Source organism: Streptomyces sp. NPDC048254 (genome assembly GCF_043201895.1).
Taxonomy (GTDB): domain Bacteria; phylum Actinomycetota; class Actinomycetes; order Streptomycetales; family Streptomycetaceae; genus Streptomyces.
Genome location: NZ_JBICZJ010000028.1, coordinates 1 through 22987, shown reverse-complemented (window position 1 = coordinate 22987; position 22987 = coordinate 1). Strand labels below are relative to the sequence as shown.

23 protein-coding genes and 1 pseudogene are annotated in these 22987 nt (G+C 70.8%); 16 read left to right on the top strand and 8 right to left on the bottom strand.

The annotated features are described in order from the left end of the window. Position 1: 1 nt before the first annotated feature. From ACGFZQ_RS47185 to ACGFZQ_RS47165, 5 genes are read left to right on the top strand one after another with little or no spacing between them, the layout of a single operon-like run. Complete coding sequence (locus ACGFZQ_RS47185; RefSeq protein ID WP_393845704.1) at positions 2-1696, top strand: aspartate aminotransferase family protein; 1695 nt, start codon at positions 2-4, stop codon at positions 1694-1696. After that, positions 1693-3201: an AMP-binding protein gene (locus tag ACGFZQ_RS47180; protein ID WP_393845703.1), complete on the top strand. Its 1509-nt coding sequence runs from the start codon at positions 1693-1695 to the stop codon at positions 3199-3201. The genes ACGFZQ_RS47185 and ACGFZQ_RS47180 overlap by 4 nt, the downstream gene beginning before the upstream one ends. Then, positions 3198-4184 carry an amidohydrolase family protein gene (locus ACGFZQ_RS47175; RefSeq protein WP_393845702.1) on the top strand — a complete coding sequence of 329 codons (987 nt, stop codon included), beginning with the start codon at positions 3198-3200 and terminating at the stop codon, positions 4182-4184. Before ACGFZQ_RS47180 ends, ACGFZQ_RS47175 begins: the two co-directional genes overlap by 4 nt. After that, positions 4174-4434 (top strand): phosphopantetheine-binding protein, encoded by a 261-nt coding sequence (locus tag ACGFZQ_RS47170; protein ID WP_393845701.1) that lies wholly within the window; start codon positions 4174-4176, stop codon positions 4432-4434. The genes ACGFZQ_RS47175 and ACGFZQ_RS47170 overlap by 11 nt, the downstream gene beginning before the upstream one ends. A gap of 6 nt (positions 4435-4440) precedes the next feature. Further along, positions 4441-5397 carry an amidohydrolase family protein gene (locus ACGFZQ_RS47165; RefSeq protein WP_393845700.1) on the top strand — a complete coding sequence of 319 codons (957 nt, stop codon included), beginning with the start codon at positions 4441-4443 and terminating at the stop codon, positions 5395-5397. A 5-nt stretch (positions 5398-5402) separates the two neighbouring features. Here ACGFZQ_RS47165 and ACGFZQ_RS47160 read toward each other — a convergent pair whose 3' ends face one another. After that, positions 5403-6218: a phenylalanine 4-monooxygenase gene (locus ACGFZQ_RS47160; RefSeq protein WP_393845699.1), complete on the bottom strand. Its 816-nt coding sequence runs from the start codon at positions 6216-6218 to the stop codon at positions 5403-5405. Positions 6219-6399: 181 nt separating this feature from the next. On the opposite strand from ACGFZQ_RS47160, the gene ACGFZQ_RS47155 reads away from it, so the two are divergent. Further along, complete coding sequence (locus tag ACGFZQ_RS47155; RefSeq protein WP_393845698.1) at positions 6400-7671, top strand: cytochrome P450; 1272 nt, start codon at positions 6400-6402, stop codon at positions 7669-7671. Beyond that, complete coding sequence (locus ACGFZQ_RS47150; protein WP_351734053.1) at positions 7671-8402, top strand: serine/threonine protein kinase; 732 nt, start codon at positions 7671-7673, stop codon at positions 8400-8402. Before ACGFZQ_RS47155 ends, ACGFZQ_RS47150 begins: the two co-directional genes overlap by 1 nt. Before the next feature lie 150 nt (positions 8403-8552). Here ACGFZQ_RS47150 and ACGFZQ_RS47145 read toward each other — a convergent pair whose 3' ends face one another. Next, positions 8553-9530, bottom strand: coding sequence for an aldo/keto reductase (locus ACGFZQ_RS47145; protein WP_393845697.1), 978 nt, complete (start codon positions 9528-9530; stop codon positions 8553-8555). A gap of 311 nt (positions 9531-9841) precedes the next feature. Here ACGFZQ_RS47145 and ACGFZQ_RS47140 point away from each other — a divergent pair, with 311 nt between their 5' ends. From ACGFZQ_RS47140 to ACGFZQ_RS47110, 7 genes are all read left to right on the top strand, one after another. After that, positions 9842-10618, top strand: coding sequence for a HipA family kinase (locus ACGFZQ_RS47140; protein WP_393845696.1), 777 nt, complete (start codon positions 9842-9844; stop codon positions 10616-10618). A gap of 29 nt (positions 10619-10647) precedes the next feature. Further along, positions 10648-11064, top strand: coding sequence for a DUF3037 domain-containing protein (locus ACGFZQ_RS47135; protein ID WP_393845761.1), 417 nt, complete (start codon positions 10648-10650; stop codon positions 11062-11064). Between the two features lie 152 nt (positions 11065-11216). Then, positions 11217-11978: a 3-oxoacyl-ACP reductase FabG gene (gene fabG / locus ACGFZQ_RS47130; protein WP_382530233.1), complete on the top strand. Its 762-nt coding sequence runs from the start codon at positions 11217-11219 to the stop codon at positions 11976-11978. Between the two features lie 51 nt (positions 11979-12029). Further along, complete coding sequence (locus ACGFZQ_RS47125) at positions 12030-12791, top strand: SDR family oxidoreductase (RefSeq protein ID WP_393845760.1); 762 nt, start codon at positions 12030-12032, stop codon at positions 12789-12791. A gap of 231 nt (positions 12792-13022) precedes the next feature. Then, positions 13023-14597, top strand: coding sequence for an ABC transporter substrate-binding protein (locus ACGFZQ_RS47120; protein WP_393845695.1), 1575 nt, complete (start codon positions 13023-13025; stop codon positions 14595-14597). A gap of 92 nt (positions 14598-14689) precedes the next feature. Further along, the gene (ung, locus tag ACGFZQ_RS47115) at positions 14690-15376 is read left to right on the top strand and encodes a uracil-DNA glycosylase (protein WP_393845694.1); all 687 of its coding nucleotides are present in this window, start codon (positions 14690-14692) and stop codon (positions 15374-15376) included. A gap of 344 nt (positions 15377-15720) precedes the next feature. After that, positions 15721-16224 (top strand): hypothetical protein, encoded by a 504-nt coding sequence (locus ACGFZQ_RS47110; protein ID WP_393845693.1) that lies wholly within the window; start codon positions 15721-15723, stop codon positions 16222-16224. Between the two features lie 47 nt (positions 16225-16271). On the opposite strand, the gene ACGFZQ_RS47105 is transcribed toward ACGFZQ_RS47110, so the two are convergent. After that, complete coding sequence (locus ACGFZQ_RS47105) at positions 16272-16757, bottom strand: hypothetical protein (RefSeq protein WP_393845692.1); 486 nt, start codon at positions 16755-16757, stop codon at positions 16272-16274. A gap of 112 nt (positions 16758-16869) precedes the next feature. Further along, on the bottom strand, positions 16870-17382 hold the full coding sequence (locus tag ACGFZQ_RS47100) for a DinB family protein (RefSeq protein WP_393845691.1): 513 nt from the start codon (positions 17380-17382) through the stop codon (positions 16870-16872). Positions 17383-17478: 96 nt separating this feature from the next. Here ACGFZQ_RS47100 and ACGFZQ_RS47095 point away from each other — a divergent pair, with 96 nt between their 5' ends. Next, on the top strand, positions 17479-18390 hold the full coding sequence (locus tag ACGFZQ_RS47095; protein ID WP_393845690.1) for a Gfo/Idh/MocA family protein: 912 nt from the start codon (positions 17479-17481) through the stop codon (positions 18388-18390). Here the strand turns inward: ACGFZQ_RS47095 and lnt are convergent. After that, the gene (lnt, locus tag ACGFZQ_RS47090; RefSeq protein WP_393845689.1) at positions 18308-19888 is read right to left on the bottom strand and encodes an apolipoprotein N-acyltransferase; all 1581 of its coding nucleotides are present in this window, start codon (positions 19886-19888) and stop codon (positions 18308-18310) included. The genes ACGFZQ_RS47095 and lnt overlap by 83 nt on opposite strands. A gap of 76 nt (positions 19889-19964) precedes the next feature. After that, entirely contained in the window at positions 19965-20450 is a 486-nt protein-coding gene (locus tag ACGFZQ_RS47085) for a nuclear transport factor 2 family protein (protein WP_351706205.1), read from the bottom strand. A 275-nt stretch (positions 20451-20725) separates the two neighbouring features. On the opposite strand from ACGFZQ_RS47085, the gene ACGFZQ_RS47080 reads away from it, so the two are divergent. Continuing rightward, positions 20726-21466 (top strand): SDR family oxidoreductase, encoded by a 741-nt coding sequence (locus ACGFZQ_RS47080; protein ID WP_393845688.1) that lies wholly within the window; start codon positions 20726-20728, stop codon positions 21464-21466. A gap of 13 nt (positions 21467-21479) precedes the next feature. Here ACGFZQ_RS47080 and ACGFZQ_RS47075 read toward each other — a convergent pair whose 3' ends face one another. Together ACGFZQ_RS47075 and ACGFZQ_RS47070 are read right to left on the bottom strand one after the other, a co-directional pair. After that, entirely contained in the window at positions 21480-21659 is a 180-nt protein-coding gene (locus ACGFZQ_RS47075; protein WP_393845687.1) for a hypothetical protein, read from the bottom strand. A gap of 385 nt (positions 21660-22044) precedes the next feature. Then, positions 22045-22987 (bottom strand): annotated as a pseudogene (locus ACGFZQ_RS47070) (esterase); the annotation flags it as partial.

The following is a 22987-nucleotide window of genomic DNA, read 5'->3' as shown; positions in this document are numbered from 1 at the left end:
CGTGCGGACACGGCGTCAGGAACTGGCGGAGGCGAAGGCCGCCCACAACCATCCGGCCTATTCGAAGATGTCGTTCGTCATGGGCTGCGGCATCCAGGGGCCCGGCCGCGGCAGCCATGTGACGGACGAACGGGGACGGTCCTTCCTCGCGCTCTTCGACCAGTACGGCAACCAGTCGTTCGGCTATGCGCACGAGCGGATCGTCGCGGCCGTCCGCGAGCAGCTGGACAGCTCGGTGCTGAACAGCACCAAGATCATGTTCGAGGAGGAATCGATCCGCCTCGCCGAGCGCCTCTCCGAGCTCACGGACGGCGCCCTGCCCTACGCCTACTTCGCCAACGGGGGCGGCGAGAGCATCGACAACGCCCTGAAGCTGGCCCGTGCCGCCACCGGCAGGGCGAACATCGTCAGCGCCGACGGCTGCTTCCACGGCAAGACCTTCGCGACCCTCGCCGCGTCCGGCCGCCCCGAACACCGCGCGGTGTTCGGCCCGTTCCCCGACGCGTTCACCCAGGTGCCCTTCGGTGACATCGAGGCGCTGGCCGGTGCTGTCGACGGCGGCACCGCCGCCGTACTGCTGGAGCCGGTCCAGGCGGAGGCGGGAGTGGTCGTGCCGCCGCCGGACTACCTGCGGCGGGTGCGCGAGGTGTGCGACCGGGCGGGCGCCCTGCTGATCTTCGACGAGATGCAGACCGCCTTCGGCCGGTGCGGCACCTTCTTCGCCCATCAGCGGTTCGGGGTGACACCGGACCTGCTGTGCATCGGGAAGGCGTTCGGCGGGGGGATCCTGGCACTGTCCGCCGTACTCGGCACCGAGGCGGTGTGGCAGGTCCTGAAGACCCTGCCGTCGTCCTTCGGCTCCAGCCTGGGCGGCAACCCCCTGGCGTGTCGGGTGGGGCTGGAGTCCATCGCCGTCGCCTCGTCGCCCGAGTTCCTCACCGGGGTCGAGGACGCCGGGCGGGTGATCGGCGAGACGCTCGCCGCCGCGGCGGCGGACCACCCCGACCTGATCGTGGAGCACCGGGGCATCGGGATGATGCACGGCCTGGAGCTGCGGGACGAATCCCTGGTCGGACTGGTCCTCGGCCGGCTTCTCGCCGAGGGCGTGACCTCGACGTACTCGCTCTACAACACCAGGGTGCTGCGGGTGCAGCCACCGATGGTGATCTCGCCGGAAGAACTCCGTCACGGTCTCGACGTCCTGCTGGGCGTGCTCGCCGAGGTGAGCGACCACCGGGGCGCGACCGGGCCGGCGGCCGCATCGCCGCTGGTGCGCGAGGTCCAACTGCCCGGCGTGCGCCCCAAGGAGGTGCTGGAGGCGCTGTGGGCCGCCCCCCGGCTGCTGGACCCGTTCGCCGCGCACCCCGACGCGAAGGCCGCGGCGGCGTCCGGCCGGCACACCGACCCGGAGTTCGAAGGGATGCTCGGCGAGGACCGCGTCGTCTGGGCGGACGAGACCGAGATCCGTCCCGACGGGGTACTGCTGCGGGCCGAGCCCTGCTGGCTGTGGGACCGGCTCCAGCGCTCGGCCGTGGTACGGCCGCTCGCGGACGAGACGGGCTCGGCCGTGGAGATACGCGTCGACTGGGACACAGGCAGCGGCGCCTACGAGGACATGGTCGCCGGCCGGATCGGCTTTCTCGCCGCCCGGCGGCTTTCGGAACTCATCGCGCATGCGGAGGAGCAGTGGGCATGAACCTCGCCGGACTCGCCGAACGGTACAGCGGCAACACGTCCGCCGTGGTGGTCGAGATCGACACCGCGGGCCGACGCCGTACCCTCACCCACGCCGAGCTGTACGAACTGGCCGTCACCCGGGCCGATCAGCTGCGCGCCGCCGGGGTGCTGCCCGGCCACGTGGTCGGGATCCGGGCGCACAACAGTCTGGACTGGGCGGCCTGGGATCTCGCGGTCCTCCTGAGCGGCGCCGTCCTGGAGGCGTTCCCCGACGACACCGCGCTCGACGACGTCGAGGAGTTCACGGCACGCCACGGACTGGCCCTGCTGATCACGGACGACAACGCGGCCGGCAGCCTGCCGTACGTGATCGGTCCGTCCGACGCGCCGGACGAGAAGGCGGTGCCGGCCACCGCCCGGCACGAGGAGGCCGAGGACCTGCACAGCCTCGTCTACTCCTCGGGGACCTCGGGACGGCTCAAGGGCCTGCGGATCAGCCGCAAGGGCACCGAGTACGTCATCGCCCGGTTCGTGGACGCCTTCTCCGTCACGGCCGAGGACCGGCACCTGATCTTCCTGCCGCTGTCCAACTACCAGCAGCGGCTGTCGCTGTACTGCTGCCTGTGGACCGGGGCCGACCTGATACTGACGCCCTTCCAGCGGGTGTTCGCCGCGATCGCCGCCGAGCGGCCGACGTTCCTGATCGGCCCGCCGGTGTTCTACGACACGGCCCTGGGGCTGTACCGCAAGTCCGGCGGCGGCGCGTCCCTCGGAGACTTCCTGGGCGGGCGGATCCGCTTCCTGATCACCGGCATGGCCCCGATCCGGCGCGAGACGCTGGAGGCGTTCCGGGACGGGGGCGTACGGCTGCTGGAGGCGTACGGCATGACCGAGTCCGGCATGATCGCCTGGAACACGGAGGATGCCCACCGGATCGGCAGTGTCGGCAGGCTCATCGACCCGGATGCCGTGACCCTCCTGTCCGACGGGGAGCTGATCATCCGTCGGCCGGCCCCGCTGAGCACGGGATACTTCGACACCGGCGGCGAGGCCGCCGACCAGACCTTCCGCTCCGACGGCTCCATCGTCACGGGTGACTACGGGAGGCTGGACGAGGACGGTTTCCTTACCCTCCTCGGCCGCAAGAAGGACGTCATCGCGCTGGGCAGCGGGCGCAAGGTGCACCCCGCGGAGATAGAGGCGTTCTTCGCCGGCGTGGAGGGGATCGCGGAGCTGCTCGTCGTCCCCACCGCGCAGTCCCAGCGGCTGGGGGCCATCGTCACTGCGTCGCCGGACGGACCGGAGACCCAGGAGGCCGTACGCCGGCGGATCCACGAGGTCAACCAGACGCTGGAGCCCTACCAGCGGGTGATGTCGGTCGTGTTCAGCGCGCAGCCGCTGCGTTCGGACCCACGGTTCATGACCGGCAACATGAAGGTCAGCCGGCAGCGCGCCGCGGACTTCTTCACCGAGGCGCTGGCCGGGCAGAGCCCGCCGAGGGCGGCCGGCGGGCGCCAGGCATGACGGCGGCGAGCGCGGCCGGCGGCCCGCGGCCCCTGTTCCTGGACGCGCAGGTGCAGTTGGGCAGCGAGCTGGCGATCCCCCGCGCCTTCATCGAGTACCAGGCGGACAACGCCCATCACCGCATGGCCGCCCATGGCCACGCGGTACGGCGTGACCGCATCCGCGAGCGGGTGTTCGCCCTCTACCAGGACGACGACGCGGACCGGCTGGTCGCGGAGATGGACGAGGCGGGGATCGCCCTCGCCTTCATGGTGGCCCCCGACTTCTCGCACGTGGCGGACTGCGCGCTGTCCCCTCCGGAGCTCGCCCGGCTGCATCACCGGGTGAGCCGGCGGCACCCGGGCCGGTTCCGGGTGTTCTGGGGGGTGGATCCGCGGGCGGGGCAGGACGGCCTCGACCTCTTCGAGCGGTGCGTCACGGAGTACGGCTTCGCGGGCCTCAAGCTCTATCCGCTGTGCGGGTACTCGCCCAGCGACCGGCGGCTGTACCCGTACTTCGAGATCTGTGCCCGCTACCGGCTGCCGGTGATCAGCCACACCGGGCCGGGCTGGGGTCCGCTCGACTTCTCGTTCGGCCGGCCCCTGCTGATCGACGAGGCCGCCCGGGACTTCCCGTCGGTGGACTTCGTCCTCGGGCACGGCGGTGTCACGCACGTCGACGAGGCGTCGTACCTGTGCGCGCACCGGCCCAACGTGCACATGGACATCAGCCAGTTCCACTCTGTGCTCAGCGCGGACGGCTGGCAGCGGCACCTGAACCGGCTGTTCCGGCAGGGGCTCGAACACAAGATCCTCTTCGGCACGTGCTGGCCCTCCTACCGGATGTCGGAATCGCTGGGCGGTCTCGTCAAGGAGTTCGCGGAGGGCACCGCCGTCTTCGACGGCGTGAGGCGGACGAGCAGAGAACTGATCACGAGCGGCAACGGCCTGCGCCTGCTGGCGAAGGCCTCGGGAGACGGACCGGGAGACGGACATGGACGCTGAGGCCAAGCCCCTCGACAAGAACCTGGAGCAGGACCTGATCGAGTGGGTCGTGAACTGGAACGAGGGAGAGCTGGACGGGGACGTCGACGCGGACACCGACCTGAGCTCGACGGGCCTGCTGGACTCGATGGCCCTGGTCGGACTCGTGGCGTTCCTGGAGGACCGCACGGGTGCCACGTTCGACTTCGCCTCCTTCGACCCGGTCGAGGGCACGTCGATCCGCCGCCTGGTGCGGCACTGCGTGGGCTGAGGATCAGTGCTCTACGACGGCCACTGCCATGTGGCGTCCACACGGTTCATCCCCCGGCGGTTCCTGGAGGACGTCGCCCGCAACGTCCACCGCAGGCTGGAGGCGAGGGGCGAGGCTCCCTCCTTGGCGCGGATCGTCGAGGGGTACGTCACGCAGCACCAGGACCACCTGGCCGACGGGCTGGTGGCGGAGATGGACATGGCGGGTGTGGACCGGGCCGTCCTCCTGGTCCCGGACTTCGGTCTACGGATGGAGACGCCGCTGACCTGGGAGGACATGGCCCGGGAGCACCACGCGATCCGACTGCGCCATCCCGGCCGGTTCCGGGTCTTCATGGGGGCGGACCCGCGCCGGGGCCCCGAGGGGGTACGGGCCTTCGCGCGCGTGATCGACGAGTACGGCTTCGAGGGGCTCAAGCTTTACCCGCCCTGCGGTTTCTCGCCCTCGGACGAGCGCCTGTACCCGTACTACGAGATCTGCGCCGAGCGGCGGTTGCCGGTGCTCGTGCACACCGGACCCACCGCGGGCAGTCTCGACTTCGCCCCCGCTCACCCGCTGCTGATCGACCGGGCGGCCCGGCTCTTCCCCGGGGTGGACTTCATCCTGGGGCACGCGGGTCTCACCCACGTGGACGAGGCCGGCGCCCTGGCCGCGCACCGTCCGAACGTGTACCTCGACATCGGCGGCTTCGCGAGCACCCCGACGATCGACGACTGGCCGGGCCATCTGAACCGGCTGTTCCGGCTGGGCGTCAACCACAAGATCGTCTTTGGCACCGACTGGCCGCTCGGCCGGATGGCGGGCGGGCTGAAACGTCTGGTGGCCGAGGTCCTGGAGGGCGGGAGAGTGTTCGCGGGGGTGCCCGCGCGGGAGCGCGAGCTGATCCTCCACGGCAATCTGCGGCGGCTGCTGCCGCCCGAAAGCCGACCCCGACCGGCCCCGCCCGGGGACGGCCGAGGGTGACCCGCTCAGGTGGACGGCACCGCTTCCCGATCCTCCACGGTGGTCAGGAAATCTCCCAGGAAGTCCTCCAGGTGCGCGAAGGAGTCCGCGCAGAAGAGAACCGGCTGGAATTTCTCGACCTGGTATTCCTGACCGACCATGGCCGGCAGGTCCAGCGGCTTGATCTCGGCATTGTGGAAGTGCTCCATCTCGCCGGGCGAGGACAGGAGACTGGCACCGCACCCCTTGACCTTCCCGTCCTCCCGCACAAGGCCGTATTCCACCGTGAACCAGAAAACCCGCGACACCTCCTTCACCGCCGCCAGGCCCGTGAGCCGCCGCACCGCCCGTCCGAAGAGCTCGTACATCTCGGCCCAGCGCCGGTCGCACAGATGGGTGCCATGGCCGACTATCTCGTGGATCATGTCCGGTTCCGGCGAAAAGCGCGGAAAGGAGGAATGCCGGATGTACTGCGTGGCCAGAAACAGGTGGCTCGCCAGGGACCCGTAGAACTCCCTGATCCCGACGAGCCCCGCGGCCGGCGCGAACCTGAATCCGGTCTCCCGTCGGAGCACCTCGGACACCTCGCCGAGCTGGGGAATCCGGTCGCTGGGCAGGGCCAGCCGGTCGGCCGCCGCCAGATACTCCCGGCATGCGTAACGCTCGTGCCGGATGGCGAGGTCGGCATTGATCAGCCGCCAGATGCCCTGCTCCTCCTCGGTGTATCCGATGACCGGCACCGGTTGCCCGAGGCGGTAGGACAGCGCCTGCTTCGCTATTCGTGCACGGTGATCCCGGTATTTTTGGTCATGATATCCGGGATGATCCGGCGAGAACTCCACCCATACTTTTCCTTGCTCCTCCCTGACCAACGGAGAATACAGAGTCGCCCGGTCAGCCATCGCCCCTACCGCCCCTCCACGGACCAGATAATTCCGTCATCGACAGATGATACGCATTCGACGAGTTCCTGCCATCCTCGAAAAATTCAGGTTGGGTACGACGACAAATTCAGGAGACACCGTGACAGAGTCCGTGACACATCCCGCTCAAGTGCGGGACATCGGCCGCAGTCCCGTGTGGGAAGTGAGCCGCGCACCCGACGACCTGGCCGATCCGCACTTCTACACCGACGGCCGCCATCTGGAGATCTGGCGCGCGGCACGCCGTGTCCATCCCGTCGCCTGGACCGAATCGGGCGAGGGCGGAGTCTGGTCGGTGACCACACACCGGGAGGGGCTGCGGGTGCTGAAACAGCCCGCGCTGTTCAGGTCAGGCCTGGGCATGCGCCTGGGCAGTGACCCCGCCGCGGTCCGGGCGGCCTCGGACCGGATGCTCGTGGTGTCGGACGGAGAACGCCACCGGGCCCTGCGTTCCGCGCACTCCTCCTGGTTCACGCCCAGGGCGGTCGCCGCACTCAGGCCCATGCTGCAACGGCGTCTGGACGCCGCCCTGATGGAGCTCCTGGCCCGCGACACCCCCTTCGACGCGGTCGCCGAACTGGCCGTACGGATCCCCACCTGGGTGCTCTTCGACATGATGGGCGTCGCGGGTGAGGACTGGGAGGAACTGGCCCGGATGACGGACCGGGCGTTCGACGACAGCGACGGCGATCCGGCCGCGCGGGCCGCCCGCACCGAGGCGCACACCGAGATCTTCGGCTACTTCGCGGACCTGCTCGACCAGCGCCGCGAGTGCCCCGGCCAGGACATCGTGACCTCGCTGATACAGGCACGGCCCGGCGGCAGGCCCCTGAGCGACGAGGACGTCATCCTCAACTGCGACGGCCTGATGAACGGCGGGCTGGAGACCACCCCCCACGCCGTCTCGGGAGCCCTGCTGGTCCTCGCGCAGCATCCACGTGCCTGGGAGAGGCTCAAGGAGCGACCGGATCTCGTCGACAGCGCGGCCGAGGAGATCCTCCGCTGGACCTCGCCCCCCACCCACGCCATGCGGATCGCCACCGAGGACACCGACCTTGGCCCCGCTCGGATCCGCCGCGGCGACCGGGTCGTGATCTGGTTCCCGTCCTGCAACCGGGACGAGAGCGTCTTCGACGACCCGGACACGTTCCTGATCGACAGGAGCCCCAATCCGCACATCAGCTTCGGGGCCGGCCCCCATCACTGCATCGGCTCGACCCTCGCCCGGCTGGAGGTGCGCTGTGTGCTGGACGCCCTGCTGCGCCGGGTCCGCACCATCGAGGTGGTCGGCGAACCCGTCCGGCGGGCGTCGAACTTCCTGCACGGGCTGGCGCATCTGGAGGTGCGTCTGACACCGGAGGACCGGGCGTAGTGGCGGGCCTCCTCGTCGAGTTGTCCGATCCGGCCGGCGGCACGTCCTGCACGGTCGACGTGGAGAGCGGTCAGGAGGTCACCTTCGGCAGCGGTTCCGTCGGTGAACCGGTGGACATCCTGCTCGACGACTCCGCCACCGAGCCGCTGGCCGGGCGCATCCGGGCCACCGCGGACTACTGGCTCGTCACCAACCTGAGCCAGGTGTTCAGCTACGTGGTGCAGAACGACGACGACCAGGGAGAGTACGTACGCGTGCCGCCTCGCCGGCTGAACATGCCGATCCCCTTCACCCGGGCGAGGCTGGCACTGCCCTCGGCCGGCGGGCTGTCCTCACTGACGGTCACCGCCCAGCCGCCCGCCTACGTCGGCGAGCCGGCCGGCCCGGACGACCAGAAGCCGGCCGCGTTCTCGCTGGACGAGCGGGCCAAGTACTTTCTCGTCCTGGTCGCCCTGTGCGAACCGCGACTGCGCGGCGCGTCGACGCCCACGATCCCCAGCACCCCCGAGATCGTGAGGCGGCTGCGGAAGCAGCGGACCTGGCGGGGCATCACGGGGGCCGCCGTCAACTTCCACATCGACTACCTTGCCCGGCGCAAGCTGCGGGTCCGGGACGAGGAGATCCCCGGGACAGGCGTACGGGTGAACTGGCAGCGCGAGGCGGTGGTGTCGACGGCACTCAGATTCGGACTGGTGACGAAGGAGCATCTGGCGCTGCTGGGGCCATGCTGACCCACCCGCGCCCCTTGGGCCCGACGTCTGGATCACGCCGCGGCCACCGGGTCCGGCCCGCGCTCCCCACTGCCGCAAAGGCGTGGGGACCCCCGCGGCGTTGTCGTCGACTGCCGTCCCCCGTGCCCTGAACCGGACGGCAGGCCCGATTCACCAGGCGTAAGCCTCCGGAGCGGCGCCGCCCGGCCCCGGGAACAGGGCGTCGAGTTCCGTCAGTTGCTCGTCGGTCAGCTTCAGCCGCGTGGCCGACAACGACTGCTCGAACTGGGCGAGGGTACGCGGACCGATGATCGGAGCCGTCACACCGGGCTGGTGCAGCAGCCAGGCCAGGGCTACTCGCGAGGGGTCCTGGCCCAGGTCGGCGCACCACTTCTTGTACGCCGCCAGCCTGTCCCGGTGCCGCTCCAGCGACCTGCGGGTCTTCGGCTCCGCGGCGCGGCCGACGGCCTTGCCCTCCTGTCCGTTGCTGACGGCGAGGAGTCCGCCCTGCAGCGGGCTGTAAGGAAGAAAACCGATCCCGTGCGCCTCGCAGGCGGGCAGTACCTCCAGCTCGACCGTGCGCTCCAGGAGGCTGTAGGGCGATTGCTCGCTGACCAGCCCCAGGAGGTTGCGGCTCCGGGCCTCCTGCTGGGCGGTCACAATGTGCCAGGCGGCGTGGTTGGACGAGCCGACATACAGCACCTTGCCCTGTGCGACGAGGATCTCCAGGGCCTGCCAGATCTCCTCCCAGGAGGTGCTCCGGTCGACGTGGTGCAGCTGGAGCAGGTCGATACGGTCGGTGCCCAGCCGCCGTAACGACTCCTCGCAGGCCCGCCGAATGTGCAGCGCGGACAGCCGGTTGGTGTTGGGCCCGCGGCCCATCGGGCCGTACATCTTCGTGGCCAGCACGACCTTTTCGCGCCGGGAGGGATCCTGCTCGAACCACCGGCCGATGATCTGCTCGGTGATCCCCTCCCCGAGCTTCCAACCGTAGATGTCGGCCGTGTCGAACAGGGTGACGCCCGCCTCCAGTGCCCGGTCCATGATCTGGTGGGCGTCCGCTTCCGGGGTCACCGGGCCGAAGTTCATCGTCCCCAGTCCCAGTCGGCTCACCGTCAGGCCCGCGCGTCCGAGGTTCGTGTACTTCACTGGCACTCCCGCTTCTCACTACTCCACCGCGACGATGCGCCGGTCGGCTGCACAACACTGTCTGCTGGTCAAGGGAGCGATGAACAAACGGCCCTCAGGCTACCCAGGCGTCCCATCCGGTACCAGAGTGCATATCCAGCCGCCCTGTGGCTCGGGCATTCCTCGCCTGCGATCACCCTCGGTTACTATGGGGGCGCCGGTCGAAACTCCCCGGATTCTCCCCAGGCCTGTTGGCGGTTGATCTCCGCTGCTGCCTCCCTCCGGGCCCGACCGTGGACTGCAAGGCTGAAGAGAATGGGTGGCCCCGGGACATGCTGCAAGAGGTCACCGCGACCCGCTACATCACGCCCCTGCGCGAGGGCGGCTCGCTGCCGGGGCTCGTCGAGGCCGACGACTTCGGGACGTACGTCATGAAGTTCACCGGCGCGGGGCAGGGCCGCAAGACGCTGGTCGCCGAGGTCGTCTGCGGTGAACTCGCCCGCCGGCTCGGGTTCCGGATGCCCCGTCTGGTCACCGTCGAACTGGACCCGGTGCTGGGGCTCGGCGAACCCGAGCAGCAGGTGCAGGACCTGCTGCGGGGCAGCGGCGGCAGCAACCTCGGCATGGGCTTCCTCTCCGGTGCCCTCGGCTTCGACCCGCTCGCCTTCACGGTGAGCCCCGAGGAGGCCGGGCGGATCGTCTGGTTCGACGCGCTGATCAACAACGTCGACCGTTCCTGGCGCAACCCCAACCTGCTGGTGCACCGCGGCGACCTGTGGCTCATCGACCACGGCGCCACCATGATCTGGCAGCACAACTGGCCCGCCGCCGAGGCCTCCGCCGCCCGCCCCTACGACGCCGCCGACCACGCGCTGAGCGGCTTCGCCCCCGATGTCCGGGCGGCCGCCGCCGAGTTGGGGCCCCGGGTCACCGAGGACCTGCTCGCCGAGGTCACCGCCGAGATCCCCGACGTCTGGCTCGCCGGCGAGCCCGGCTTCGACACCCCCGACGACCTGCGGCGGACCTATGCCCGGCCGTTGCTCGCCCGGGCCGCCGTCATCCATGAGCGCATCACCGGCGTCGAGCCCCGCACCAAGGGAGCCAAGTGAGCCAGACCCATATCCACGTGGCCGGACATGTGACCGAGCGCCACATCACCCGGGACGGTCAGGGCGGCGACCGGGACGTCTTCGAGTACGTCCTGCTGCGTGTCGTACCCCGCGTGGAGCGCGGCGAGTGCATCAACGCGGGCGTGATCGTCTACTGCCGGGCCAAGGCCTACGTCGGCGCCCGCACCCATCTCGACGAGGCCCGGCTGCTGGCCCTGGACCCGGACGCGGACGTCGCCGGGGTGCGGGCCGCGCTCGGGGCGGTCGAGGGCGTCTGCGCGGGCGGGGAGGCGGCTGGGCAGGCGGCCGGCGACGACCCGGGGCGGCGCTTCCGCTGGCTCGCCGCCCCCCGCTCGACGGTCGTGCAGCCCGGCCCCGTGCACACCGGGCTCACCCTCGATCCGGCGGCCGAGACCGAGCGGTTGCTGGAGCTCCTGGTGAGGTAATGGATCACACCCGCGCGGTGTGACGTTGACACCGCGTGCCAGGGCTTCTAGCGTCACGTCTGCTGAAGGTACTAAGCGGTCGCTCACCGCAGGGCGGGCTCCGTGAGCGGGCTCACTCGATCAGGTTCTCTCAAGGGCGAGGAGACACAGGAATGTCCACCACAGAGCAGCGGGTCGCGGTCGTCACCGGTGCCGCACGCGGGATCGGCGCCGCCACCGCCGTACGACTGGCCGCCGAGGGCCGCGCGGTCGCCGTGATCGACCTCGACGAGGCCGCCTGCAAGGACACCGTGGAGAAGATCACCGCGGCCGGCGGCAAGGCGATCGCGGTCGGCGCCGACGTCTCCGACGAGGCCCAGGTCCAGGCGGCGATCGCCCGCGTCGCCGAGGAACTCGGCGCTCCGACCATCCTGGTCAACAACGCCGGTGTGCTCCGCGACAACCTGCTGTTCAAGATGTCCGCGTCCGACTGGGACACGGTCCTGAACGTGCACCTGCGCGGTTCCTTCCTGATGACCAAGGCCGTTCAGCAGCACATGGTCGAGGCCGGCTGGGGCCGGGTCGTCAACCTGTCCTCCTCCTCGGCGCTCGGCAACCGCGGCCAGGCCAACTACTCCGCCGCCAAGGCGGGTCTGCAGGGCTTCACCAAGACCCTCGCCATCGAGCTCGGCAAGTTCGGCATCACCGCCAACGCCGTCGCCCCCGGCTTCATCGCCACCGAGATGACCAAGGCCACCGCCGAGCGCGTGAAGATGGGCTTCGAGGAGTTCAAGGCCGCCGCCGCCACCCAGATCCCGGTGCAGCGTGTCGGTGAGCCCGAGGACATCGCCAACGCCATCGCCTTCTTCACGAACGAGGCGGCCGGATTCGTCTCCGGCCAGGTGCTGTACGTGGCCGGCGGACCGCTGGACTAGCGGGCACCAGGGACCCACCAGGGACTATCGAGGATCACGGACATGACTGAAATGCCTGAGCTGCCCGAGCTGTCCGGCAAGGTCGCCATCATCACCGGCGCCAGCCGCGGCATCGGCTACGGCGTCGCCGAGGCGCTGATCGCCCGCGGCGACCGGGTCGCCATCACCGGCCGCAACGAGGACGCCCTCAAGGCGGCCGTCGAGAGCCTCGGCTCCGAGCGGGTCATCGGCATCGCCGGCAAGGCCCACGACCTGGCCCACCAGAGCGAGGTCGTCGAGCGCACCATGGAGGTCTTCGGCCGCGTCGACTTCCTGGTCAACAACGCCGGCACCAACCCGGTGTTCGGCCCGATCGCCGACGTCGACCTGGACGTGGCCCGCAAGGTGTTCGAGACCAACGTGGTCTCGGCCCTCGGCTTCGCCCAGAAGACCTGGCACGCCTGGCAGAAGGACAACGGCGGCGCCATCGTCAACATCGCGTCCGTCGCCGGTCTGTCGGCCTCGCCGTTCATCGGCGCGTACGGCATCAGCAAGGCCGCGATGATCAACCTGACCCAGCAGCTGGCGCACGAGTTCGCGCCGGGCGTCCGGGTCAACGCGATCGCCCCCGCGGTCGTCAAGACCAAGTTCGCCGAGGCCCTGTACGAGGGCCGGGAAGCGGAGGCCGCCGCGGGCTACCCGCTCAAGCGGCTCGGCGTGCCCTCCGACATCGGCGGCGCGGCCGCGTTCCTGACCTCGGAGCAGTCCGACTGGGTCACCGGCCAGACCCTCGTGGTCGACGGCGGCATCTTCCTCAACGCCGGCATGGCCTGACGGCCCCACAGGACCCCGGACGGCCTCCGGGCGTCGTTTTCGTCACAGACATTTCCCCCCAGGAACGACGGAAACGGCGCCCGGACGGCCGTACAAGATCCGCACAGCTGAATGACAACGTCGTCATAGCACATTCGATCAACGCCCGTGTTTCCGGGGCGGTTCAAGGAGGACAACGCTGCGGTATGGTCTGCCGCCGACCCCTGGTATGGCGGATCGAGGAGCGAGCACGTGTTCAACCGGAACCGAGGCCTTCGACGAGTGGCCGCTGTCGCGTCCATAGCCCTGGTGGCCGGCTGCGGTGTGTTCACCGGCAGCAGGACGGATGACAGCGGGCCGATCGTCGTCGGGACCACCAGCGCCCCCAGCACCCTCGACCCCGCCGGGTCCTGGGACGGCTCCTGGGAGCTGTTCCGGAACATCTACCAGACCCTGCTCGCCTACCCCAGTGGCGCCACCACCCCGCAGCCCGACGCCGCCGAGAACTGCGCCTTCACGGACTCCGGCAACCGCACCTACCGCTGCGAACTGCGCTCCGGCCTGAAGTTCGCCGACGGCGAAGCGCTCGACGCGGAGGCCGTCAAGTACTCCATCGACCGGATCCGGACCATCAACGCGCCCAGCGGCCCCGCCGGACTGCTGGGCAGCCTCGACCGGGTGCAGGCGCTCGGCGACCGGGAGGTGGTCTTCCACCTCAACAAGACCGACGCCACCTTCCCGTTCGTGCTCGCCACCCCGGCCATGTCGATCGTCGACCCCGACGACTACCCCGCGAGGTCGCTGCGCAAGGACGACTCGGTGCACGGCTCCGGGCCGTACGCCCTCAAGTCGTACGACGGCAAGCGGGCCGAACTCGTCCGCAACGACCGCTACCACGGCTTCGCCGACCGGCAGAACGACGCGGTGACCATCCGCTACTTCCAGGACTCGGCCAGCATGGTCAAGGCCCTGCGGTCCGGGGACATCGACGTCACCTACCGCGGCCTCGCCGCCGCCGACATCGTCGCTCTGGAGGCGCGCACCGACACCGACCTGCAACTGATCGACGGCGCCGGCACCGACATCAGCTACCTGGTGTTCAACCCCAGCGACCCGTGGGCGAAGCTGCCCGCGGTGCGCAAGGCCGTCGCCCAGCTCATCGACCGCTCCGCGATCGCCCACACCGTCTACGAGGGCACCGTCGACCCGCTCTACTCCATGGTCCCGGCGGGCCTCACCGGCCACACCACCGGCTTCTTCGACGACTACGGCGACCCCAGCACCTCCAAGGCCCGCAAGTTCCTCGCCGACGCCGGCATCACCCAGAAGGTCCCGCTCACCTTCTGGTACACCACCGACCGGTACGGCTCCGAGACCGGCCGGATGTTCCAGGAGCTCAAGCAACAGCTGGACGACTCCGGGCTGTTCACCATCACCCTCCGCAGTCGGCCCTGGAAGACCTATGTCGTCGGTTACCAGAAGGGCGAGTACCCGGTGTTCGGGCGCGGCTGGTTCCCGGACTTCCCCGACGCGGACAACTTCATCGCCCCGTTCGTCGGCGAGCGGAACGCGCTCGGTACGCCGTACCCGTCCCCCGTGATCACCGGCAAGCTGCTGCCCGAGTCGCGCACCGAGAGCGACCGCGGCGAGGTCGTCAAGCAGTTCGAGGAGGCCCAGCAGATCCTCGTCGACGACGCCCGGCTGATCCCGCTGTGGCAGGGGCGGCAGTACGTCGCGGCCAGCGACGACATCTCCGGCGGCGAGCTGGCGCTCGACCCGTCGACGATCATGATGATGTGGGAGCTGCACCGCAAGACCAGCTGGTGAACCGGTGTGCGAGGGCGATTGTCAGTGGCCGCCTGTAGGTTCTTGGGCATCAGCAGGAACTGCAAGTGACCGTACATCGTAAGGACGTTGACGTGACCGACATCGCCATGCTGCCCGAGTCCTGGCGCGGGGTTCTGGGCGACGAACTGCAGCAGCCCTACTTCAAGGAGCTGACCGAGTTCGTCGAGGAGGAGCGGGCGAACGGCCCTGTCTACCCGCCGCGCGAGGAGGTCTTCGCCGCGCTGGACGCCACGCCGTACGACCAGGTCAAGGTGCTGGTGCTCGGCCAGGACCCGTACCACGGCGAGGGCCAGGGCCACGGTCTGTGCTTCTCCGTCCGCCCCGGGGTGAAGATCCCGCCGTCCCTGCGGAACATCTACAAGGAGATGAAGGAGGAGCTGGGCTGGGAGGAGACGCCGGACAACGGCTATCTGATGCCGTGGGCCCGGCAGGGCGTGCTGCTGCTCAACGCGGTGCTCACGGTCCGCGCCGGTGAGGCCAACTCGCACAAGAACAAGGGCTGGGAGAAGTTCACGGACGCGGTGATCCGCGCGGTCGCCGAGCGGCCCGACCCGGCGGTCTTCGTCCTCTGGGGCGGCTACGCGCAGAAGAAGCTCCGTCTGATCGACGAGACCCGGCACGTGGTGGTCCAGGGCGCCCACCCGTCCCCCCTGTCCGCGAAGAAGTTCTTCGGCTCCCGCCCGTTCACCCAGATCAACGAGGCGGTCGCCGAGCAGGGCCACCAGCCGATCGACTGGCGCATCCCGAACCTGGGCTGAGCACGGGTAGCCGGGGTGCCGGGGCTACGGGGGGTGCCGGCCGGAGGGGGCATCGGACCTACGGGGGCGGGGCCGCCGGGGCGGTCCCGCGCGGTGCGGGCGGCGGGTGGGGGTGGTCGCCCGCGGGGCGGGCTGGTGGGCGCGGCGGTGGTGCGCGGTGGGTGGGCGGCGATCCGGTCCGGCGCGGGGCGCCGGGGGGCGGTGGTCCCGCGTGGTGCGGGTTGGTCGGGTGGAGGGCCGGCCGGTGCGTGGGAACACGTCGGTTTCGGGGTGGGTCGGATGGCCCTGAGGGGCCCCGGTGGCGGTTAGCGTCGTCGGAGACAGCGGAGAGCTCGGAGGACGTGGTGGCGGAGCGACAGGAGCGCACGGCACCCGATGCCGTGCTCACACGGATCGGGCAGGTCGTGATGCTGCACCACGCCGGGGACCGTGAGGAGGCCCGCCGGCGCCTGCTCGACCTGTGGGCGGAGCTCGGCGAACACGGCGAGCCGTTGCACCGCTGCACCCTGGCCCACTATCTGGCCGATACCCAGGACGACCCGGCCGACGAACTCGCCTGGGATCTGAGGGCGTTGTCGGCGGCGGACGAGGCGGAGGGAGCCGAGGGGCTGCGCGGCTTCTACCCCTCGCTGCATCTGAACCTCGCCGCCGACTACGTCAAGCTCGGCCGCACCGAAGCCGCCCGCACCCATCTGCGCCGGGCCCGCGGCGCGGCCGCCGCCGCCCTCGGCGACGACGGGTACGGCGACGGGGTGCGGGCCGCGATCAGCCGCCTGGAGTTGCGGCTGGGGGAGGACGACACGCCGGACGGCGACTCCTGGGGCCCACCACGGCAGCGGCCGAACTAGCGGCGGTCCGGTCGATCACGGTTCACCGCATCATGGCCGGCGCCTCCTCAACGCCCGTACGTCTGCTGGCAGATCCGCGCCTCCGGGCTGTCCGTGTGCCAGCCGCCGTACTGCCTGCCGAGGGCGCACACGTCCGGGGCCTTCGGCACGGACCCGGAGAGACCGGGGACGTCGCTCCCCGCGCCGCGGGTCCGCTGCGGGTGCGGGTGCGGGTGCGGGTGGGGATGCGGGGCGGCGACGCGCGGGGCGGGGGTCCGGTGGTGGGCCGGGGGAGGGGGCGCCGGGGCGTGGGCGGCGGTCGGCGTGGCCCGGTGGGCCGGGCGGGACGGGCCGACCATCTCCAGGGCCTCCTTGACCGGTGCCTGCACCACCCGGGGCTCGGCGGTCCCGTCCGGGCGGGGCACCGACGGCTGCGAGGGCGCCGTACCGGGCGGCGGGCCGGGCGCCGCCGGACGCTGGACCGTCACGCAGCCGGAGAGGGCCGAGACGGTCACGGTGACCAGAAGCGCTGCGGTGGTGGTCGTTCGATGCACCCGCGCAACTCTGCTGGTTCCGCAGGGAGGTTGGCACCGCCGACGGGAGTTTGGTGCCCCGCACGGGTGATCTCGTGCCCCGTATGGGGGACCGGCGGCTGCGAGGCTGACGTCAGTCGCCGGTCGCGCCGTCGATACGCTCCCGGATCAGGTCGGCGTGGCCGTTGTGCCGGGCGTACTCCTCGATCATGTGGGTGTGGATCCAGCGCAGGCTGGGCTGCTCCCCGGTGCGGCGGTGGCGGCCCTTGGAGAGGTCGTCCAGGCCGAAGCCGGCCGCGTTGCGCCGGGCGGCCCCGATCTCGGCCTGCCAGCTCGCGTAGGCCTCCTGCCAGGTGTCCGCCGCGCCGAAGTGGAACTCGCCGTCCGGGTTCTCGTCGCTCCAGTAGAGCGGGGGCGCCTCCTCGCCGGCGAGCACCCTGCGGTACCAGGACCGCTCCACGTCGGCCATGTGCCGCACCAGCCCCATGAGGGACAGCGGGGACGGCTCCACGGAGGCGATGGCGAGCTGGGCGTCGGTCAGGCCCGCGCACTTCATCGCGAGGGTCTGGCGATGGAACTCCAGCCAGTCCTCCAGCATGGTGCGTTCGTCGGCGTCGAAGGCGGGTGAACGGCGTTCGGTCGTCATGCCCGGCATCCTCGCCCACCCCCGTCCGATCCCACCACGGATTATCGGCCCGTATGCTTCCGGACAGGCACGTAGGCAACCGCTAGGGGAGCGTCAGTGAAGGTCGGCTGCATCGGACTCGGCGACATCGCGCGGAAGGCGTATCTGCCGGTGCTGGGCGCGCAGCCGGGCCTCGAACTCCATCTCCAGACCCGCACCCCGGCCACCCTCGCCGAGGTCGCCGACAGCCTCCGGCTGCCCGCCGGCCGCCGGCACGCGACCCTCGACGACCTCCTCGCCCAGGATCTCGACGCCGCCTTCGTGCACGCGCCCACGACCGCCCACCCCGAGATCGTCACCCGGCTCCTGGAGGCGGGCGTACCGACGTACGTCGACAAGCCCCTGGCCTACCGGTTCGCCGACTCCGAGCGGCTGGTGACGCTCGCCGAGGCGCGGAACCTGTCGCTGTTCGTCGGCTTCAACCGGCGCCACGCCCCCGGTTACGTCCAGTGCGCCGACCACCCGCGCGAGCTGATCCTGATGCAGAAGAACCGCGTCGGGCTGCCCGAGGAACCTCGCGCGATGATCCTCGACGACTTCATCCATGTCGTCGACACCCTCCGCTTCCTCGCCCCCGGCCCGGTCGACGACATCACCGTCCGCGCCCGCGTCGCCGAGGGCCTGCTGCACCACGTGGTCCTGCAACTGTCCGGGGACGGCTTCACCGCGCTCGGCGTGATGAACCGGCTCAGCGGCTCGGCGGAGGAGATCCTGGAGGTCTCCGGGCAGGACACCAAGCGTCAGGTCCTCAACCTCGCCGAGGTGATCGACCACAAGGGGCAGCCGACGGTCCGGCGGCGCGGCGACTGGGTGCCGGTCGCCCGGCAGCGCGGCATCGAACAGGCCGTGCTCGCCTTCCTCGACGCCGTCCGCGCCGGCAAGGTGCTCAGCGCCCGGGACGCACTGGCGACTCATGAGCTGTGCGAGCAGGTGGTACGAGAGGTTCAGCGGTACCCCGGCGCAGCCTGACCGCCCGCAGTCGCAGCCCCTCGCCCAGACAGAAGCCGGCCAGCACCAGCAGCCCGCCGTCCACCGTCCAGTCGCCGTACCGCACGAACGGCGTGACTCCGTGGGCGATCGGCACCTCGTAGACCCGCGCCGTGCTGGCGTCCGTACCCAGCCACGGGCCCAGCCGCGCCCCGTCCGGGCCGTACACGGCGGAGACGCCGGTCAGCGTCGCGTGGACCATGGTGCGGCCGGTCTCGGCGGCCCGCAGAGCGGCCAGCGAGGCGTGCTGTTCGGGGGCCCAGCTGTGCTGGAACGACGAGGTCGCGGTCTGGCCTATCAGCACCTCGGCGCCGTCCTGGGCGAGATGCCGGCTCATGTCGGGGAACGCGGTCTCGAAGCAGACCATGGGCCCGATCCGCAGCCCGTGGCCGACGTTCATCACCACCTGCTCGGTGCCGCGGCGCCGGTCCTCGCCGGCCGCCTTGCCGACCGAGGTGGCCCAGCCGAGCAGGGAACGGGCCGGTATGTACTCGCCGAACGGGACCAGCCGCATCTTGTCGTACCGGTCCCCGGTCGGTCCGTCCGCGCCCACCAGGAGGGAACTCTTGTAGATGCCGGGCCGGTCGGAGCGCCGGGCGTCCACGTTGACCAGGATGTCGGCGCCGGTCTCCCGGGAGAGGGCGGCGATCCGCCGGGCGAGGTCGGGCCGGTCACCGAGGTCGTACCCGACGCTGCTCTCGCCCCAGACGATCAGGTCGGGGTGCTGCCCGGCCAGTTGCCGGGTCAGCTGCTCCTCGCGGGCGAAGCGCCGGTCACCGCTGTCGGTGCCGTCGACGATGCCGGGCTGTACGACGGCGATACGGACCTGGCCGTCGACGTCCGGGCGCGGTGACCACACCCAGGCGGCGGAGGTCGCGGCGGCCGTGGCCACCAGTGAGGCCACCGCGGGCACCCGTGCCTCGCGCACGCAGACGAGCACGGTCAGCGCCACGTTGACGGCCACGACCAGGAAGCTCAGCAGCCAGACCCCGCCCACGGAGGCCAGCCGCAGCGCGGGCGTCACCTGCCACTGGGTGGCGCCGAGCATGCCCCACGGCCCGCCCAGCCCCTGCCAGGACCGCACCAGCTCCACCATCAGCCAGCCCGACGGCAGCACCAGCACCGCGGTCGCGGCCCGCCCCGGTGACGGCGTCCCGCCCAGCAGCCGGCGCGTCAGCAGGCCCCAGGGTGCCCAGAGCACGCTCAGCAGGCCGGCGATCAGGAAGATGAAGACGTGCAGGCTCGGCAGCAGCCAGTGGTGCACGGCGACCATGAACCCGAACCCGCCGCACCAGCCGTCGTACGCCGCCCGCCGCCCGGTCGGCGCCGAGCGGGCCAGCAGCAGCCAGGGGACCAGGGCGCCGTAGGCGAACCACCACAGCGACGGCGCCGGAAAGGCGAGTACGGGCAGCGCGCCCGCGAGCGCCGCCACGCAGGAACGCCGCCAAGGGGAGGTGAGCCAGCGCTCGACGGTCCTCATGCGTCGCCTCCTGCCTGCGGGTCCTTCCAGTGTGCGGGACCGGCGGGGATCTCCGACAGGGGGCATCGGCGTGGGGTCAGTCCGGTACGACCGCCGCGCGCTGCTCGCTCATCCTGCGCCACTTCTCCTCGACGACCACCTGGCGCAGCCGCCACCCGTCCCGGGTGCGCAGGAACGCGAAGGCGTAGCGGCCGCCGCACACGAAGTCCGGGGCGGTGGAGGCGCCGTCGCCGCCGGCGAACCGCATGGGGTTGATGTAGTCGGCCTGGAGGTGGGCGGTGTCCCCGGCGTCCTGCTCCAGGATCCCGAACCGCACCTGGCGGTTGACGATCAGATGCTGCCGCATCGAGAACAGGGTCAGGCTCTCCGAGAGCCACCCGGCCACCTGCCCGGCATCCCCCTCGATCCCGCCGGCCGACCGGTAGTCGGCCCGCCCGTCCGCGGTGAACAGTCTGCGGTACGCCGTCCAGTCTCCGTCGTCGACGGCCACCGCGTAGTCGGTGACCAGTCCGTCCACGGCCAGCCGGTCCATCACGGTCGCGAGCTCCACGCGCTGCGTCATCGGCTCAGTGTTGGGCACGGGGCGAGCACAGCCAAGAGGTGTGGGCGATATGCGGGTGATATTCGGCGATGTTCGAACCGACCCGGCCCCGACCTCGGTCATGTGTACGGCCGGTGGGTCGAACAGGAACACCAGTTCGACGAAATCCCCGGTCGCCTCTGGGGGGGCGTCGGCCTGTGGCAGTTCCCTCGGGTGCGGCCGCCGACGGGGCCTTTCGCGTCCTCGGCGCGTCCTCGACCGTAAGATCATCGCCCGGTCGGTCTCAGGAGGTTCGTATGGCACGTCCCGTCACGGTCGTCACCGGTGGGAGCCGGGGTATCGGCGCCGCCGTCTGCCTGCGGCTCGCGGCCGATGGGCATGATGTGGTGATCGGCTACGTCCGGGACGCGGGCGCCGCAGAGGCGGTCGCCGAGGGGGTGCGTGAAGGCGGGGCGCGTTGTGTGGTCGTAGCGGTGGACACGGCCGTGGAGGCGGATGTCGAGCGGCTGTTCGACACGGCGGAACGGGAACTGGGTGCCGTCACCGGACTGGTCAACAACGCCGCCGTGACCGGGCCGCTCGGGCGGCTCACGGACGTGGATAGCGCCGATCTGCGGCGGGTCGTCGAGGTCAATCTGCTGGGCACGCTGCTGTGTTCACGGCGGGCCGCCCGGCTGATGGCGCAGCGCGGGAACGGGGCGATCGTGAACGTGTCCTCGGCGGCGGCCACGCTCGGCAGCCCTGGCGAGTACGTGCACTACGCGGCGACGAAGGCGGCCGTCGACGCCCTGACCGTGGGCCTCGCCAAGGAGCTCGGACCGGACGGGGTGCGGGTCAACGCGGTCGCGCCCGGAGTCGTCGACACCGAGATGCACGCGGCGATGGGCGACCCGGGGCGGGCCCGACGGATGGGCGCCGCAGTGCCGTTGGGACGGCCCGGCCGGCCGGAGGAGATCGCCGCCGCCATCGCCTGGCTGCTCTCGCCGGAGGCCTCCTACACGACGGGTGCGGTGCTGCGGGTCTCCGGCGGGCGCTGAACCCGGTCCCCGGTCAGGCGGCCTCGATGATCCGCCCGCGGATCGCCTCGGCCCACTCGACCACCAACAGCTCGTACTCCGACCGCTCCTGGGCCGACAGCGTTCCGCCCGCACGCAGCCACAGCGCGCGGATGTGCTCGTTGACCTCGGCAGCAGACCGCGCGGAAGCAGGGGTTCGGGAATCGGGGGACATACCGAACAGCGTAGGGGCAAGAACTGACCGTGCGCCACCAGGCGGCTACGCAGACCGTATGGGGTTGGTCACGGGCGAAACGGCGGGCGGGGGGCCGAGCCTTGGCATTTGCCGGGCGGGTGGTCGCGACGCGGACCCGGCGGTACGCCCCTGTCCTGGCCTTCGCCCTCACCGGAGCCGGTCCGACGCCCTCAAAGCCCGGGAAATCGGCGGGCGTTGGGGTTGGCCGAGATAAGCCGCCCAGCCGCGCCCCCACCACGAACGACCGCCCCCGCGCTCACGGCGTAGCCATCCCCCGGGCAGCGCTCACACCGTCGTCCGGTGCCGGTGTAGGGCGCCTGATCGAGGCTGGTCGGTCAGGCGCCCGGGCTGTCCGGACCGGTGGTCACCTCTTGGTGACGGACGCCACCCAGCTGATGAAGTTCGTCGTGGAGTTGCCGGTGCGCTCGGCTTGTGTGTGTCCCTGGGCCCACACGGTGGCGAAGTCGACGCTGTGGATGCCGTAGTTCCGCAGGGCCAGCGCGATGTTGATCTCGGTCGTGTTGGCGGTGTCGCCCTGCATGATGCCGGTGCGGATGCGCCAGTGGCGCGCCGGCTGCGACCTGCGGTAGCCGTCGAAGGCGGGCGAGAGGAAGTACAGGGGGTTGTACGCGTCGGCCCGCCAGGCCATGTCCTTGCCGACGCTGTCCTTCTTGGCGAAGTCGCTGTCGTACGCCGAGGAGCCGTAGTCGGAGTTCCAGTCGGAGTAGGTGGCGTACGTCGTCTCGTTCGCCTTGATGACGTCACGGGTGAGCGGCGCGAAGTGCGACGGAGCGTTGAGCCCCATCGCGAAGACGCCGTTCTCGGTCTGCCCGCGGGAGTACCCGTCGAACGCGCCGACCGGCTTGCTCGCGGTCTTCTGGCTTTTGACGAAGCCTTCGAGGCCGGACACCGTGGCGGTGTTGGTCGTGGCGTCGTAGGTGACCCAGGTGCCGGCGGTGTTGAGGTAGGCGATGTAGTCGTCGACCGTCTCGTACGTGGTGGAGGAACCCGGCTGGCCCGATCCGGGCGGGCCGCCCATCGTGGTGATGGTGTACGGGAAGGTGTTGTCGGACAGGAAGTTGTTCAGCGAGGTGGTGATCACCTCGATCAGGTGGTCGTAGTAGCTGCCGGCCAGGTAGGTGCCGCTGCTGGACTCGGCCAGCTTCAGATGCCTGCCCTGCTCGTCGCGCAGCCCCAGGCGGTTGACGTACCTGGGCCAGGCCTTCGCGAGGTCCGCCGAGTAGGCGCTGGTCCAGGTGCCGGACGCGCGCGTGTTGGCCGAGGCGAACTGGCCCATGTTCCACTCG

Bases quoted from the DNA above. Each gene is read 5' to 3' on its own strand.
- ACGFZQ_RS47175 (WP_393845702.1), top strand. From the start codon at position 3,198: ATGACGGCGGCGAGCGCGGCCGGCGGCCCGCGGCCCCTGTTCCTGGAC.
- lnt (WP_393845689.1), bottom strand. From the start codon at position 19,888: ATGAGGACCGTCGAGCGCTGGCTCACCTCCCCTTGGCGGCGTTCCTGC.
- ACGFZQ_RS47140 (WP_393845696.1), top strand. From the start codon at position 9,842: ATGCTGCAAGAGGTCACCGCGACCCGCTACATCACGCCCCTGCGCGAG.
- fabG (WP_382530233.1), top strand. From the start codon at position 11,217: ATGTCCACCACAGAGCAGCGGGTCGCGGTCGTCACCGGTGCCGCACGC.
- ACGFZQ_RS47085 (WP_351706205.1), bottom strand. From the start codon at position 20,450: ATGACGCAGCGCGTGGAGCTCGCGACCGTGATGGACCGGCTGGCCGTG.
- ACGFZQ_RS47125 (WP_393845760.1), top strand. From the start codon at position 12,030: ATGCCTGAGCTGCCCGAGCTGTCCGGCAAGGTCGCCATCATCACCGGC.
- ACGFZQ_RS47170 (WP_393845701.1), top strand. From the start codon at position 4,174: ATGGACGCTGAGGCCAAGCCCCTCGACAAGAACCTGGAGCAGGACCTG.
- ACGFZQ_RS47080 (WP_393845688.1), top strand. From the start codon at position 20,726: ATGGCACGTCCCGTCACGGTCGTCACCGGTGGGAGCCGGGGTATCGGC.
- ACGFZQ_RS47100 (WP_393845691.1), bottom strand. From the start codon at position 17,382: ATGACGACCGAACGCCGTTCACCCGCCTTCGACGCCGACGAACGCACC.
- ACGFZQ_RS47180 (WP_393845703.1), top strand. From the start codon at position 1,693: ATGAACCTCGCCGGACTCGCCGAACGGTACAGCGGCAACACGTCCGCC.
- ACGFZQ_RS47075 (WP_393845687.1), bottom strand. From the start codon at position 21,659: ATGTCCCCCGATTCCCGAACCCCTGCTTCCGCGCGGTCTGCTGCCGAG.